This is a genomic window from Enterobacter sp. UPMP701 (assembly GCF_053709515.1).
In genome coordinates this window covers 51911-67178 of the sequence record NZ_JBSKJN010000001.1, presented here as the reverse complement: position 1 = coordinate 67178, position 15268 = coordinate 51911, and the positions used below count along the sequence as shown (strand labels likewise).

Sequence of the window (15268 nt, the reverse complement as noted above, 5' to 3'; positions counted from 1 at the left end):
ATTCATGACCATGCCAACCTCACAATGTCCGTGGCGGATGCAGGTTCATCACATCCATCAGGAGACGCCGGATGTGTGGACGCTGTCGCTGCTCTGTCACGACTACTATCCGTATCGTGCGGGCCAGTATGCGCTGGTCAGCGTCCGCAATTCCGCGGACACCCTGCGCGCCTACACCCTCTCCTCCACGCCGGGCGTGAGTGAATACATTACGCTCACCGTCCGCCGCATTGATGACGGTGCCGGCTCTCAGTGGCTGACCCGTGACGTGAAGCGCGGGGATTACATCTGGCTGTCTGACGCGCAGGGGGATTTCACCTGTGATGACAAGTCAGACGATAAATTCCTGCTGCTGGCGGCGGGCTGTGGCGTGACGCCGATTATGTCGATGCGTCGCTGGCTGGCGAAGAACCGCCCGCAGGCCGACGTGCAGGTGATCTTCAGCGTGCGCTCCCCGGAGGATGTGATTTTTGCCGGGGAGTGGCGTGATTATCCGGTAACGCTGGTAGCGGAGCACAATGCGACCCACGGTTTTGTGCCCGGTCGCCTGAGCCGCGAGCTGCTGCAAGGCGTGCCGGACATTGCGAACCGTACCGTGATGACCTGCGGTCCGGCGCCGTACATGGATATCGTGGAGAAAGAAGTGAAAGCGCTTGGCGTGACCCGCTTCTTCAAGGAGCAATTCTTCACGCCTGTTGCAGAAGCGGCAACCAGCGGGATTCAGTTCACCAAACTGCAGCCAGCGCAAACCTTCTTTGGCCGCGTGGGTACCACGCTGCTTGAAGCGCTGGAAAGCAACAAGGTGCCGGTGGTAGCGGCCTGCCGCGCAGGCGTATGCGGCTGCTGTAAGACGAAAGTGGTTTCCGGGGAGTACAGCGTCACCAGCACCATGACGTTAACCGACGCGGAAATTGCCGAGGGTTACGTGCTGGCATGCTCGTGTCACCCGCAGGGTGATTTGGTCCTCGCATAAACGGTAAATGTTCGATCGCAGGCCCGGTAAGCGTTAGCGCCACCGGGCTTTTTGTCGGGTGGCACTTCGTTTACCCGACCTGCGTTGTGCATGCTGCCTGTTCGGCAGTGACTTGCGCCCCTGAATGACTGCTGAGACGCGATATTCCTAAGCAGCCTGTACGGCAGTGAACTACCCCCGAAAAGGATCGCTGCAACAATATTATTTCTAAGCTGCCTGTACGGCAGTGAACTGGAACAATCTACACCTATCACGTTGTCAGATAAAGAATTCCCCCAGGAAATCCCCCTTAAACCCTTTTTTCATGACATACAATACAGCTCAATAGAATCAACCACTTAAAAATCGCCAATAAAAAAGGGTCCGTAGACCCCTTCTTTCATTCCGGCATCCAACTTTCACCGCCACGCCGGACCTTTCCCTACCGCAAACCGCCCGGCGCCTAAAAATGCCACCGCCAGCGAGCCAATAAAGAAGTACACCAGGCTTTCAATCGCCCATGCACCGACCTTATCGAGAGCGAACGTTTCCCCCGTCCCCACCATCAGCCACGCCACAACCATCGTAAACGCCAGCACCAGCGCGGCCGGACGCGTAAAGAGCCCGACAATCATCAGAATCGGTGCCACCACTTCGCCAATCAGCACCCCATAAGCGATAAAACCCGGCAATCCCTTTTCCACCAGCATGCCGCTGATAAATCCCACGCCGCCAAAAAGCTTATGCAACCCGTGAAACAACATCAGCCCGCCGACGGCAAGTCGTAACAAGAGTTTGCCAAAATCGTCGCAGGATAGCTTTTCATTAACAGCAATTAACAATGATTTAACCATTTGAAATGATTCCTGTTTTCACCCTAAGCCTTACCAGAGTATGCCGAATAATTGCGCAGGAAAACCACCTTTAATTAAGGGGTACTCAGCAGGCAATACAGTGACTTTCTTCTAAGCTTGTAAGCGATATCACAAAAAGGAGACGGACAACCATGAAACAAACCGTGGCTGCATATATTGCGAAAACGCTCGAACAGGCTGGCGTAAAACGTATCTGGGGCGTGACGGGCGATTCCCTGAACGGGCTCAGCGACAGCCTGAATAAGATGAAAACCATCGAATGGATGCCAACTCGCCATGAAGAGGTCGCCGCCTTTGCCGGAGGTGCTGAAGCGCAGCTTACGGGCGAGCTGGCGGTGTGCGCCGGGTCCTGTGGACCGGGAAACCTGCACCTGATCAACGGCCTGTTCGACTGCCACCGCAACCACGTGCCGGTGCTGGCGATTGCCGCCCATATCCCCTCTTCCGAAATCGGCAGCGGCTATTTTCAGGAGACGCATCCGCAGGAGCTGTTCCGCGAATGCAGCCACTACTGTGAGCTGGTTTCATCCCCGGAGCAGATCCCACAGGTACTGGCAATTGCGATGCGTAAAGCCGTGCTAAATCGCGGTGTTTCCGTGGTCGTCATCCCCGGTGACGTGGCGCTGAAGGCCGCACCGGAAGGTGCCAGTACCCACTGGTATCATGCGCCACAGCCCGTCGTGACGCCTGCGGAAGAAGAATTGAAAAAGCTGGCGCAACTGCTGCGTTACTCCAGCAATATCGCTCTGATGTGCGGCAGCGGATGCGCGGGCGCGCATAAAGAGCTGCTGGAATTTGCCGGTAAGCTGAAAGCACCGATTGTCCACGCTCTGCGCGGCAAAGAGCACGTCGAATATGACAACCCTTATGATGTCGGGATGACCGGATTGATCGGTTTTTCCAGCGGCTTCCACACCATGATGAACGCCGATACGCTGGTCCTGCTCGGCACCCAGTTCCCGTACCGCGCATTCTACCCGACGGATGCCAAAATCATTCAGATTGATATCAACCCGGCCAGCATCGGCGCGCACAGCAAGGTCGATATGGCGCTGGTTGGCGACATCAAATCCACCCTCGCCGCCCTGCTGCCGCTGCTGGAAGAAAAAACCGACCGTAAATTCCTCGACAAAGCCCTGAGCGATTACCGCGACGCGCGCAAGGGGCTGGACGACCTCGCCAAACCGAGCGACAAAGCCATTCACCCGCAGTATCTGGCGCAGCAGATCAGTCATTTCGCCGATGACGATGCGATCTTCACCTGTGACGTGGGCACGCCAACCGTCTGGGCCGCTCGCTATCTGAAGATGAACGGCAAACGCCGCCTGCTCGGCTCGTTCAACCACGGCTCAATGGCCAATGCCATGCCGCAGGCGCTGGGCGCAAAAGCGACGGCGCCGGAGCGTCAGGTGGTGGCGATGTGCGGCGACGGCGGGTTCAGCATGCTGATGGGGGATTTCCTGTCGGTCGTACAAATGAAGCTGCCGCTGAAAATAGTGGTCTTCAACAACAGCGTGCTGGGCTTCGTGGCGATGGAGATGAAGGCCGGAGGCTACCTCACGGATGGCACCGAGCTGCACGACACCAATTTCGCGCGTATCGCCGAAGCGTGCGGCATCACCGGCATTCGCGTGGAGAAAGCCTCCGAGGTGGATGAAGCCCTGCAGCGCGCCTTCGCCATCGACGGCCCGGTACTGGTGGACGTGGTCGTCGCTAAAGAGGAGCTGGCCATCCCGCCGCAGATCAAGCTGGAACAGGCCAAAGGTTTTAGCCTCTACATGCTGCGCGCCATCATCAGCGGGCGCGGTGACGAAGTGATCGAACTGGCAAAAACCAACTGGCTCAGGTAAAACATTTCGCATGACCTCTTAAAATAAAGGGATGTGAAATGATTGATTTGCGTAGTGATACCGTTACCCGCCCGAGCCGCGCCATGCTCGAAGAGATGATGGCCGCCCCGGTCGGGGACGATGTCTACGGCGATGACCCGACGGTCAACGAACTGCAGCGCTATGCGGCGGAGCTGAGCGGCAAGGAGGCCGCCCTGTTCCTGCCAACCGGCACGCAGGCGAACCTGGTGGCACTGCTCAGCCACTGCGAGCGCGGTGAAGAGTATATCGTTGGCCAGGGCGCGCATAACTACCTGTACGAAGCCGGGGGCGCGGCGGTGCTTGGCAGCATCCAGCCGCAGCCGATTGACGCCGCGCCAGATGGCTCCCTGCCGCTGGACAAAGTCGCGGCAAAAATCAAAGCCGACGATATTCACTTCGCCCGCACCAGGCTGCTCAGCCTCGAAAACACCCACAACGGTAAAGTGCTGCCGCGCGAGTACCTGAAAGCAGCGTGGGAATTCACCCGCGAGCGCAAACTCGGCCTGCACGTTGACGGCGCGCGTATTTTTAACGCCGTGGTGGAGTACGGCTGCGAGCTGAAAGAGATAACGCAATATTGCGACTCGTTCACCATTTGCCTCTCTAAAGGGTTGGGTACGCCGGTGGGCTCTCTGCTGGTCGGCAATGCGGACTACATCAAGCGCGCCAACCGCTGGCGTAAAATGACCGGCGGGGGCATGCGTCAGGCGGGTATTCTGGCGGCTGCGGGACTGTACGCGTTAAAAAACAACGTGGCGCGCCTCAAGGACGATCACGACAACGCCGCGTGGATGGCGACGCAGCTGCGCGAGATCGGCGCAGACGTGATGCGTCACGACACCAACATGCTGTTTGTGCGCGTGGGCGACGAGCACGCCGCTGCGCTGGGTGAATTTATGAAAGCGCGTGGCGTGCTGATCAACGCTTCCCCGGTCGTGCGCCTGGTGATGCATCTCGACGTGAGCCGCGAACAACTGGCGGACGTGGTGAAACACTGGCAGGCATTTTTACAGCGCTAAGGAGCATCACGTGCCGCAACGCATTCTGGTGCTTGGCGCCAGCGGATATATCGGTCAGCATCTCACCACTGCGTTAAGCCAGCAGGGGCACCAGGTGCGGGCAGCGGCACGCAACACCGAGCGTCTGCAAAAACTCAATTTGCCTGGCGTGACCTGTCACAACGTCGATCTCAACTGGCCAAAGGCGCTTCCCGCGCTGCTGGAAGGGGTCGACACGCTTTACTATCTGGTGCACAGCATGGGCGAAGGCGGTGATTTCATCGCCCACGAGCGTCAGGTGGCGATGAACGTCCGCGATGCCCTGCTGCAAACCCCGGTTAAGCAGGTGATTTTTTTAAGCTCGCTCCAGGCGCCTGAACACGAGCAGTCCGACCATCTGCGCGCCCGCCAGCTGACGGCGGACACGCTTCGCGGGGCGAATATACCTGTCACCGAACTGCGTGCCGGGATCATCGTTGGCGCGGGTTCCGCCGCCTTCGAAGTGATGCGCGATATGGTCTACAACCTGCCGGTGCTCACGCCGCCGCGCTGGGTGCGCTCGCGCACCACGCCGATTGCGCTGGAGAACCTGCTGCATTATCTGGTGGCCCTGCTGGATCACCCGGCGGAGCAACACCGCGTGCTGGAAGCCGCTGGCCCTGAGGTACTGAGCTATCAGGCGCAGTTCGAACATTTCATGCGCGTCAGCGGCCGCCGCCGCTGGCTGATCCCCATCCCCTTCCCGACCCGCTGGATATCGGTGTGGTTTTTGAACGTCATTACCTCGGTGCCGCCAACCACGGCAAAAGCGCTAATTCAGGGGCTAAAACACGATCTGCTGGCGGACGATCGCGCGCTGCGGGCATTGATCCCTCAGACGTTGATCCGCTTTGACGACGCGGTGCGCAATACGCTGAAAGAAGAAGAGAAGCTGGTGAACTCCAGCGACTGGGGCTACGACGCTCAGGCCTTTGCCCGCTGGCGACCCGAGTATGGCTATTACCCGAAACCGGCGGGCTGTACGGTTAAAACCACAGCCAGCCTTGCCGCGCTGTGGGAGGTCGTGAACCAGATTGGCGGCAAAGAGCGCTATTTCTTCGGCAATATCCTCTGGCAAACGCGCGGGGCATTGGATCTGTTGGTGGGGCACCGGCTGGCAAAAGGCCGCCCGGCACGCCCGTATCTTGCGGTGGGCGATGCGGTCGACAGCTGGAAGGTGATCATCGTCGAGCCGGAAAAACAGCTGGCGCTGCTGTTCGGTATGAAAGCCCCTGGGCTGGGCCGACTCTGCTTTACCCTGAAAGACAAAGGCGATCATCGGGAACTGGACGTTCGCGCCTGGTGGCATCCGCACGGAATGCCCGGTCTGTTCTACTGGCTGTTGATGATCCCCGCCCATCTGTTTATCTTTCGGGGGATGGCGAAACGCATTGCGCAACTGGCAGAACAAAAGACGGAAAAGAAGTAAATCTCTTATTCTTTCACCTTTCCCATTGCAACACGTCGTAATTCACGAAAGAATGCGCACGAAATTCTTTTCAACACAGTGGATTGATATGAAGGTACTGGTTACCGGGGCGACCAGCGGCTTAGGCCGAAATGCGGTCGAATTTCTGCGCAACAAGGGCATCAGCGTCAGGGCCACCGGTCGCAACGAAGCGATGGGTAAACTGCTGCAAAAAATGGGCGCAGAGTTCGTCCATGCCGACCTGACGGAGCTGGTCTCCTCTCAGGCGAAGGTGATGCTCGCCGGTATCGATACGCTGTGGCACTGCTCAAGCTTTACCTCTCCGTGGGGAACGCAGGAAGCCTTCGATCTCGCTAACGTGCGCGCCACGCGTCGTCTGGGCGAATGGGCCGTCGCCTGGGGCGTGCGTAACTTTATTCATATCTCCTCCCCGTCGCTCTATTTTGACTATCACCACCATCGCGACGTGCAGGAAGATTTCCGCCCTGCTCGTTTTGCCTGTGAGTTTGCCCGCAGCAAGGCGGCCAGCGAAGAGGTGATCGATCTGCTGGCGCAGTCGAACCCGCATACCCGTTTTACCGTCCTGCGCCCGCAGAGCCTGTTCGGACCGCACGACAAAGTGTTTATTCCCCGTCTGGCGCAGATGATGCACCACTACGGCAGCGTGCTGCTGCCGCGCGGCGGGGATGCGCTGGTGGACATGACCTATTATGAAAATGCCGTCCACGCCATGTGGCTGGCAAGCCAGCCGGACTGCGATAAGCTGGTCTCCGGTCGCGCCTATAACATCACCAACGGTGAACCGTGCACGCTGCGCAGCATTGTGCAGCGGCTGATTGATGAACTGCAGATCGACTGCCGTATCCGTTCCGTGCCCTACCCGATGCTGGACATGATTGCCCGCAGCATGGAGCGTTTTGGCAGTAAATCGGCCAAAGAGCCCGCGCTGACGCACTACGGCGTATCGAAGCTTAACTTTGATTTTACGCTGGATATTTCGCGCGCTGAGACTGAACTGGGATATAAACCGATTGTGACGCTGGATGAAGGCATTGTGCGTACGGCGGCGTGGTTACGGGATCACGGGAAACTTCATCGCTAACGTTTTGCCCACCTGCAACAGCATCATACCGTCCCCTCGCCCCTCCTGGGAGAGGGGACGGTATAAAGACTAAAACGGCAACCTTTCGGTTGCCGTTTGCTTTTACAGCGCTGTCCAGGCCTCAGCCCATGCCAGACCTGCGCCTGGTTCATAGTACGCTGGAGAGTTGTTACACCAGCCGCTGTACGGGAACGGTTTGCACTGGAACAGTTTACCGTGGTTGTTCACGATATCACCGGCGTTGTACTTGCTGTTCGCGCTCCATGCCGGGTAAGACGTATCTTCTCCGGATGGCGTTGCCGCTTTCGCTTTCACGTTCAGCAGGTAAGACGTGGTGTTGCTCAGCTCGCCATCGCTGACGGTCAGACTCACTTCATACTGCTGCGCCGTCGCAGACTCTGGCGCTGTGAAGGTCACAACCGCTTTGTCCTGGCCGGTAACAGTCTGACCATCCTGGGAACGCCAGGTATACGTCAGTTTGTTGCCATCAGGATCGGTAGAGCCTTCCGCGCTCAGAGAAACCTGCGCACCCGCTTCAACTGCGCCGATCGGACCGGCAATCTGCGCAACCGGCGCATGGTTCACCACAACAGGTTCGACCGGGGTTTCATCCGGCGTTGGTGTTGGTGTTGGTGTTGGCGCTGGCGTTTCATCACCAGATGGCGTCGGTGTTGGCGTTACCGGGGTTTCGTCCGGCGTAACGGAAGAACCATCATCGTTAACGATTTTCACGTTAAAGAAGTGCTGCACGCACTTGCTGTAGTCACCGTCTTTAAAGGCGCTGAACGGGGTCTGGTAGCCCACCAGCTGGCAGGAGTAGGTCTGGCCGGTTGGGGTATCCGCGCTCCATCCCCAGTCCTGTTCCCAGTAAATCTTCAGGGCGCCTGCGCCACCTTCGTCGAACTGCTTCATGTTGGCGCAACCCAACACCTCGTTCGCTGGAACAGGCACTTTCAGATAGTTTGCAAACTCTTTGTAGTACTTGATACGGTTCTGAGACTGCGCAATTTCAGTCGGGCCGCCGCACTCAACGCCGCCGTTGATGATCTGGGTGGTCACGCCGAAGCCAGGTACAAGACCGTTGGCTTTATCGTGATCGTTCGGCTGCCATGTACCGTCGATCACCTGCAACATGCTTGGTTTTGGCGGCTGCGGATAGGCGAAGAAGAAGATCGCACTCGCCAGGTTCAGCCAGGTGTCCGCGACCAGTTCAGGTTTGTCGAGCAGCGTACGCACGTCGCCGTACATCGCTTCAGAGAATGGACCGTAGTTGTAGTTGTAGGACAACTGTTTCGCCCCACGACCGAAGTAGCTCAGGAAATCACCGTCTTTATCTTTACCGCAAGGCCAGGTCTGCCCCTGCCAGACGTCCGGGTTACATTCGCCGTTATAACCGCCCTTCTGTCCTTCGCTCCAGCCCATTTCACGCACGTGAACCAGGGCCTGACGCCATTCGGCTTCCGGACGCCAGCTTTCGTGGCCGCCAGTTTCCTGGGCAAAGTGGGCAAACATGGTGGCCAGCTCTTTGCGACAGATCGCGTCGCTGTCACGGCCGTCGTTATAGGTCTTACACAGCGCCGGGAATTTACCGACGGCTTTCAGGAAGTTGCTGTAGGTGTATGCCTGGGCACGCAGCGGGAAGAGATATTCCCAGTCGCTGGCTTTCACAATACCTTCAACGCGCTTCACGTTGTCCGGGTTCGCCGCGCGGCCTGGCTCAATCATTTCCACCTGAGTATTGTCCAGCGTTTGAATAGTCTCTTTCACGGAGGCCATCAGCGGGAAGCTGGTCAGCTCTTTCTCTTTCTTCGCCAGATCGCTGGCTTTCATGGTGTACGGCTCACTGCTGGTCTCCTTCAGATTCGCAGCCTGGGCCATGAATGGCGCCACGCAGGCTCCCGCAATGAGTACACTCAGTAACGTCCTTTTGTTCATTTCAGTTTTCCTGTTCGTTTCAAATTAAATGTTAATATCCCGGCTTAGGTATTACTCCGTTAATACATAAACCACATTCAGCTGTTTTCACTTTTCGAAGAACACCTTCAGGAATTCTTCAAAAATAAAAAACGTTAATAACGTGCTGCTAATTTCAGTTGCTGATACTTGGCCCAGACCTTATGGGCATATTTCATCCTCTGCGGATAATTTTCTTTTTTCAGTCCGGCGTTATACGCGCCAACGGCTTCCCAGTTATAGCCATACACCCTGATCATCCCGGAGAGGATAGAAGCCCCGACCATGATCGAAGTACACGGCTCCGTGATTAATCGGTATTCGTCGATGCCTCTGCTTTCCAGCGCGGTAAAATGCGAACTGTTGATTTGCATCAGCCCGACATCCCGCGTGCCATCGCGGTTTTGCCCAACTGCGTACGGATTCATACCGGATTCCACATTCGCTATCGCGTACAGTAAATAAGGGTCGACATGATAATAATGCGCGGCTCTATCCCAACAATTTGCCAGCGCGCTTTGGCTTATTATCAATAACAACAAAATCAACTTTTTCATTTTTACCTGCTGACAGTTTCGGTTATTTCTCCTTACCAACATCCTGTAAAATGAATTTTGAATGACTCCCCCTCTGAAGGGGGAGTCATTAATGGGCTAGATTATTTGCAGTCTGTTGAAGGACCTTCTTTCACCCATACGTCGCTGTTAGCCGGGTTATCACCACGGGTCCACCATTTGGCACGGTAAACGTTGCCCTGGTAGGTTGTGGTTTCGCCGCCGTTGTAGACGAGGTCAGAACGCCAGTTCATCTTCACGTTGCTTACCAGTTCCCATGCATCCACACCGAAGCCAGGCTTGTTGCCCTGCGTCCAGTACTTCGCTTTCCACACCAGATGGTCGGCACTTACGGTGTCGCCATTGTTGTAGATTTTGCTGGCATCCCACGCAGCATACTTGCTGGCGTTAGCATCGACAGGCGCGTCGCAGCTACCGGTTGCAGAACCTTCGTCAGATGGCGGAGTCACATCATCAGCCGGAGGAGTCACGTCGTCAGCTGGTGGGGTCACGTCATCAGCCGGTGGCGTTACGTCAGCCGGTTTCGGATTCACAGTCACCTGCACGTTAGACTGCACGCTGGTTTTACCATCGCCGACAACCACGCTCAGGGTGTAAGTTGATGTTGAGGCCACGTCTGGCGCAGTGATACTCACGTTAGCGGTGTCAGTACCGGTTGCGTGCATGTCCGCTGGAACGCTCCAGGCGTAGGTCAGCGCATCACCGTCTGGATCCGCAGCCTGTGCATGCAGAGAATAGGTTTCCCCTGCCTGCAGCGTTACCGCTTCCATCTGGTTTACAACAGGTGCCTGGTTCGCTTTCGGCGCTTTGTTCACAACCTGCACATCAATCGCGTTGCTCAGACCTTTTGCATCCGTTACCGTCAGGCGGAACGTCATGGTCTGGTCGGTGGTCGCTGCCGCAACGTTGAAGGTTGCTTTCGCTTTGGTGCTGTTAGCGATGGTTACAGATGGGCCAGAAACCTGGGTCCATTTGTAGGTAATCGCATCGCCATCAGGATCGCTGGAAGCAGAGCCATCGAGCGTGACGGTTGCCGGGCCAGACACGTTCTGATCGGCAGAGGACGCGATTGGCGCGTGGTTGGTGACCACCGGATCAACCGGAGTCGAGTCGCCGCCCAGCAGGCTTTCGTTCATCGCATTCAGAATGTCGCCGGTATCAGAGTCGATAGACCACGCGAACAGACCGCCCAGTTTATTGGCCAGAACATACTTGCCTTTCGCCGTGGTTGAACGCGCATCTTCATACGTGATCAGGTCGCCGGTGGATTTGTTGAAGACATAAGGAGCTTCAGCGGTCGCATCGTAGCCGTATTCCCAGCCTGGTTTGCCTTTGTATTCGTTCACGATCTGACGATAGTCAACCACGCCCGGTTCCCAGGTGCCTTTCACCATGCCGGTTGCCGTACCGGTGAATGGATTGTCACCGGTGTAGCCATGCACGCCGGTCCAGCCGCGGCCATACATGCCCGCACCCACCACGATCTTGCCTGGCTGTACACCCTGGGAAAGCAGCGCATTAACGCCGTTTTCAGTGGTGTAATCGGTGTCAGGACGCCATGCTGGCGCACGCAGTGCAGCCTGGTGGCCCAGAACGGTGTTGCTCCAGCCGCCGTAGAAGTCGTAGCTCATCAGGAAGATGTGGTCGAGGTACTGCTGAGCCGTGGTGTAATCCACGTCTTCGATCTTATCGCGGCCTGCACCGATAGCGCTGGTCAGCTCATAGGTACGACCCGTCTGTGCAGACAGCTCGTTCAGCATGGTGCGCAGGTCGTGCATCAGTGCGGTATAGGTCGCTTTATCCTGCTGCGGGTTACCCAGGTTTTCGCTCACACCGCCACCGCCCGGGAATTCCCAGTCGATATCCACACCGTCAAAGAATTTCCACGTCTGGAGGAAATCTTTCACAGAAGAGACGAAGCGTGCGCGGATAGCCGGGTCGCCCATATGGAAGAACGGATCGGAAAGCGTCCAGCCGCCGATAGATGGCAGCACTTTCAGGCCTGGATGCGCTTTTTTCAGCGCCATCAGCTGGCCAAAGTTACCTTTGTACGGGTCATCCCAGTTGGAGACGCCAGCCTGTGGTTTTTGCAGCGCAGCCCATGGGTCGTGGATCGCCACGGTAAAGTCAGGACGGCCTTTACAGTCGTTCTGAAGCACGCGGAAGCTGTTACCGCCTTCAATGGTTTTCAGGCCGTCGTTGATGCCGTCACCGCCACAGATTGGAATGAAGCCGTACAGAATGTGGTTGAGGTTTGCCGCAGGGATCTTATCAACCGGGAAGTTACGGTCGTAAACGCCCCATTCCGGGAAGTAGGCCGCAACCACTTTATCGGTATGCTTCGCGAACGCTTTGTTGTTCTCCTGGAGAGACGTATTCAGCGGAAGCAGGTGGCTACCGTCGGTGTCAGCCACAATAATCAGCTTACTGGCGCTTTTCGCACAGCCGCTGGCGTTACAGACTTCAACCTGTTCCTGATAACGCCCACCTTTTTTCACTTTAAACGTTGCAGAGCCCGTCGCACCGGCTGCTCCGGTCCATACGGTCTGTCCGTCCAGCAGAACTTTCGCAGAAGTTGGCGCATCACCACTCCAGACGTTCCACTCAACTTTTACATCCACGCCATCGTTATGCACTTTGACAAGATTGTTATAATCCTGAGCAGCCTGATCCACTTCCACCAGGGCAAATTTGTCATTGCCATAGCCGATCGTCGGTGCACCTGGCGCTGCTGCAAATGCGGAGCTGGTTGCCGCCGCAATAAAGAGCGCCAGATATTTTGGCTTCATAAATTTCATTTTTATTTCCTGATAAATTTATTTATAACGTAATAACCCATGTCTTCCGTGAGATCATGGATGCGTTTCGCATAATGCGTATTTAACCAACGTGAGAGCCGTGAACAAAAAAATTGTTGCTGCGTTGTATTCCTCCATTAAAAGATACAAGCCGAAATTCCGTGTAGCTTATATCTCTTACGATACACTGAGCGTAAAGAGACGTCCTTCTCTTCCACCATCGAAAAAACTCATAAAAAATCTTGACCTGTATATTTAAAATGTGAAAGCAAGCTGCTGACTAATAAACACACCTATTCCAGCAAAGGCGAGATATGGTCCGAAAGAAATAGTGAGGTTATTTTTATTTAAATTATTTACGGCGAAATAACCGACAATACCGCTTAACGCTGCCGCCAGTTCAATGGAGGGTAATGCCTGCCACCCACACCAGGCGCCCAGCGCCGCCAGTAGCTTAAAATCCCCGTACCCCAGACCTTCTCGTCCGGCGATCAGACGAAAAGCCCAGTAGAGCAGCCAGAGCGACAGATAGCCCGCTACCACGCCGAACAGCGCATCGCCTAGCGGCAACGTGTGGTCAAACGCATGGAGCACTAACCCCGCCCACAGCAGCGGCTGGGTCAGACAGTCCGGAAGCAGCTGGTGCTGCCAGTCGATCATGGCCAGCGGCAGTAAAAAAGCCGCCAGTAACCACAAAGAGAACAGCGCCTGAACGTCCGGCATGCACCAGGCCGTGATGCCAAAAAACAAGGCGGAGATCAGTTCGACCAGAAAGAGTCGCAGCGGGATCGCGCTGCCGCACTGGTGGCAGCGCCCCCGTAATAAAAGCCAGCTGAGCAGCGGAATGTTTTCCCACGCCGCAAGCGTGTGCTGGCACACCGGACAGTGCGAGGCCGGAAAGAGCAGATTGCCGCTCCCCTCCTCATCCATCACCATCCCCGGTACGCGCTCGGCGACAACGCCAAGAAAACTGCCCACAATGCCACCCAGGACCGCACTCATTATCGGGAACCCTACCGGGCAGGCGTCCCGTATCAGCGCGAAGGTATTCATGCGTTTTTTGACCAGGTGAGCTGTACCTGCGCTTTCACGTCGCTGAGGTGGTCAACCGGCGTGAGGTTTATTTTTTGCAGTCTCACGCCGGAGGTCTGATTAATTTCGCGCAGCCAGCTTTTTAATTCATAAACATTCACCCGATTCACCACGAACGATAAAGTTTGCCCCTCCTGGCGCACATCCGTCAGTGAAAGGTTAATTTCATGGGCGCTGTTCTCGACCACCGTACGCGGATTATCCGTTTTGACTAACTGGACCTGAATATGATTTTTATCAATTTCACTGCGCATCCAGTTAAGCGTCTCTTTTTGTCTTTTAAGCGTCGATTTACTATTTTGAATCATATTATCCAAAGGGATCACTCCTGTGTAATACACCGCGGCCCCCACAATGGCAACGGCACATATTTTTAAAACGATTTTTTCCCTGGCGCTGTAATTCTGATAGCGCGCTTTCAGCTGTGCGATTCGCTCTTTCATTTATGTTTCCCTGCGATCATGGCGGTATACGGTTCGGTTGTTGAAACAGGCTGTAAGGTAAAATCAAAGTTCTCACTGGTCTGGTTAACAAACGCCTGCAACGCGGGCTGGTTTTGCGCGCTGACGCTCAGCGTCAGGGTGTTTTGCTGCGCATCGTATTCCAGCAGATCGATCTCCATCGCAGGAACTGACTGCCGGGCTTTCTCCAGCTCCTCAAGCTGAAGAAAGAACCCCTTGCTCTGCTTTTTCAGGCTTTGACCAAAGTGATATTTGATATTGGTCTGCTGACGCATGCTGGGGAAATGGTGCTGATAAACCTGGACGATCTCCTCCTGCACCCGATTTTCCTGCTGCACCAGCATCCAGGCCATCGCAATGCGTGGCCCCAGCAGCAGACCAACAGACAGTACGCCCGCCGCCACCATCGCGGCTTTCATACTTTTCGCCGCCCGCCCATGACCGGCCTTAAGGCTGAATTCACCGTGAAGCAGGTTAACGCGGCAGGTTTGCCACTGCGGCTGAATCAGCGCCAGCGGATGCTGCCAGGCATGCTGCACGTCAACGTGCACCTTCGCAGGCGCATCGCCGTAGCACCACACTTCCCCGACCCCGGCTTTCTGCATTAACAGCGGCAGCAGGGTAGCCTCCATTTCACCCGCCACATGGGGCGATAAACGCAGCCAGTAGCCATCATCCTGGGCGACCAGCGTGCTGCCCCCTGCCGTCACGGGCAGGAGCCAGGCATCAGGCAGGGCCTGAATCACGTTTAATCCGGCCTCCTGACAGCGGGTTAATGCCGCGCGCAGGCGGTCGGCGTCAATGGCCACGGCGTCGACGTCGGCGCCTTTTTTGTGGAGTACCGTCCAGTGGAGGTTGTCCACGTCGCCAATCAGCGTTTCTTCCGCCATCCACGAGAAAGCCATCGCCTGAGAAGCCACCTTTTTCGGCAGCGTAAAATGACGGAAAATCATGTCGCTGGCGGGCAACAGGAGACAAACGCGCGTAGCCAGGGGATGTTCGGCCAGCATCTCCAGGCTGTCGACCACCTCGACGCGCTCGCTGCCGGACTCACACCACATTATTTTCCCGCCCTCGCGGCTGTCGGGACGAACAAAAAGTACCTGTTTCATAACGTTCTACT

12 protein-coding genes are annotated in these 15268 nt (G+C 56.2%); 5 read left to right on the top strand and 7 right to left on the bottom strand.

All coding sequences use genetic code 11. The features are described 5' to 3' along the window. Window positions 1-4 precede the first annotated feature (4 nt). Window positions 5-973: an NADH oxidoreductase gene (gene hcr, locus ACWKXT_RS00330; RefSeq protein WP_454531390.1), complete on the top strand. Its 969-nt coding sequence runs from the start codon at window positions 5-7 to the stop codon at window positions 971-973. 398 nt (window positions 974-1371) lie between these two features. Here hcr and ACWKXT_RS00325 read toward each other — a convergent pair whose 3' ends face one another. Then, on the bottom strand, window positions 1372-1806 hold the full coding sequence (locus ACWKXT_RS00325; RefSeq protein WP_454531389.1) for a DoxX family protein: 435 nt from the start codon (window positions 1804-1806) through the stop codon (window positions 1372-1374). Window positions 1807-1958: 152 nt separating this feature from the next. Here ACWKXT_RS00325 and poxB point away from each other — a divergent pair, with 152 nt between their 5' ends. The 4 genes from poxB (at window position 1959) to ACWKXT_RS00305 (ending at window position 7266) form a co-directional block, all read left to right on the top strand. Further along, the gene (gene poxB / locus ACWKXT_RS00320) at window positions 1959-3677 is read left to right on the top strand and encodes a ubiquinone-dependent pyruvate dehydrogenase (RefSeq protein ID WP_454531388.1); all 1719 of its coding nucleotides are present in this window, start codon (window positions 1959-1961) and stop codon (window positions 3675-3677) included. Between the two features lie 38 nt (window positions 3678-3715). Next, window positions 3716-4717 carry a low-specificity L-threonine aldolase gene (gene ltaE / locus ACWKXT_RS00315; RefSeq protein ID WP_061098722.1) on the top strand — a complete coding sequence of 334 codons (1002 nt, stop codon included), beginning with the start codon at window positions 3716-3718 and terminating at the stop codon, window positions 4715-4717. A 10-nt stretch (window positions 4718-4727) separates the two neighbouring features. After that, window positions 4728-6164, top strand: a complete 1437-nt coding sequence (locus ACWKXT_RS00310; RefSeq protein ID WP_454531387.1) for a DUF2867 domain-containing protein — start codon at window positions 4728-4730, stop codon at window positions 6162-6164. A gap of 88 nt (window positions 6165-6252) precedes the next feature. Further along, window positions 6253-7266 (top strand): NAD-dependent epimerase/dehydratase family protein, encoded by a 1014-nt coding sequence (locus ACWKXT_RS00305; protein ID WP_454528920.1) that lies wholly within the window; start codon window positions 6253-6255, stop codon window positions 7264-7266. A gap of 102 nt (window positions 7267-7368) precedes the next feature. Here the strand turns inward: ACWKXT_RS00305 and ACWKXT_RS00300 are convergent, their stop codons facing one another. From ACWKXT_RS00300 to gspL, 6 genes are all read right to left on the bottom strand, one after another. Continuing rightward, window positions 7369-9201: a glycoside hydrolase family 19 protein gene (locus ACWKXT_RS00300; RefSeq protein ID WP_454531386.1), complete on the bottom strand. Its 1833-nt coding sequence runs from the start codon at window positions 9199-9201 to the stop codon at window positions 7369-7371. Between the two features lie 134 nt (window positions 9202-9335). Then, entirely contained in the window at window positions 9336-9776 is a 441-nt protein-coding gene (gene iagB / locus ACWKXT_RS00295; protein ID WP_454528918.1) for a type III secretion system invasion protein IagB, read from the bottom strand. Between the two features lie 101 nt (window positions 9777-9877). Beyond that, on the bottom strand, window positions 9878-12592 hold the full coding sequence (locus ACWKXT_RS00290; protein ID WP_454528917.1) for a glycosyl hydrolase family 18 protein: 2715 nt from the start codon (window positions 12590-12592) through the stop codon (window positions 9878-9880). A 255-nt stretch (window positions 12593-12847) separates the two neighbouring features. Beyond that, entirely contained in the window at window positions 12848-13645 is a 798-nt protein-coding gene (locus ACWKXT_RS00285) for a prepilin peptidase (RefSeq protein ID WP_454531385.1), read from the bottom strand. Then, window positions 13642-14127 (bottom strand): type II secretion system protein GspM, encoded by a 486-nt coding sequence (gspM, locus tag ACWKXT_RS00280; RefSeq protein WP_454531384.1) that lies wholly within the window; start codon window positions 14125-14127, stop codon window positions 13642-13644. The genes ACWKXT_RS00285 and gspM overlap by 4 nt, the downstream gene beginning before the upstream one ends. After that, complete coding sequence (gspL, locus tag ACWKXT_RS00275; RefSeq protein WP_454528914.1) at window positions 14124-15257, bottom strand: type II secretion system protein GspL; 1134 nt, start codon at window positions 15255-15257, stop codon at window positions 14124-14126. Before gspL ends, gspM begins: the two co-directional genes overlap by 4 nt. Window positions 15258-15268 lie beyond the last annotated feature (11 nt).

Bases quoted from the DNA above. Each gene is read 5' to 3' on its own strand.
- hcr (WP_454531390.1), top strand. From the start codon at position 5: ATGACCATGCCAACCTCACAATGTCCGTGGCGGATGCAGGTTCATCAC.
- ACWKXT_RS00325 (WP_454531389.1), bottom strand. From the start codon at position 1,806: ATGGTTAAATCATTGTTAATTGCTGTTAATGAAAAGCTATCCTGCGAC.
- poxB (WP_454531388.1), top strand. From the start codon at position 1,959: ATGAAACAAACCGTGGCTGCATATATTGCGAAAACGCTCGAACAGGCT.
- ltaE (WP_061098722.1), top strand. From the start codon at position 3,716: ATGATTGATTTGCGTAGTGATACCGTTACCCGCCCGAGCCGCGCCATG.
- ACWKXT_RS00305 (WP_454528920.1), top strand. From the start codon at position 6,253: ATGAAGGTACTGGTTACCGGGGCGACCAGCGGCTTAGGCCGAAATGCG.
- ACWKXT_RS00300 (WP_454531386.1), bottom strand. From the start codon at position 9,201: ATGAACAAAAGGACGTTACTGAGTGTACTCATTGCGGGAGCCTGCGTG.
- iagB (WP_454528918.1), bottom strand. From the start codon at position 9,776: ATGAAAAAGTTGATTTTGTTGTTATTGATAATAAGCCAAAGCGCGCTG.
- ACWKXT_RS00290 (WP_454528917.1), bottom strand. From the start codon at position 12,592: ATGAAATTTATGAAGCCAAAATATCTGGCGCTCTTTATTGCGGCGGCA.
- ACWKXT_RS00285 (WP_454531385.1), bottom strand. From the start codon at position 13,645: ATGAATACCTTCGCGCTGATACGGGACGCCTGCCCGGTAGGGTTCCCG.
- gspM (WP_454531384.1), bottom strand. From the start codon at position 14,127: ATGAAAGAGCGAATCGCACAGCTGAAAGCGCGCTATCAGAATTACAGC.
- gspL (WP_454528914.1), bottom strand. From the start codon at position 15,257: ATGAAACAGGTACTTTTTGTTCGTCCCGACAGCCGCGAGGGCGGGAAA.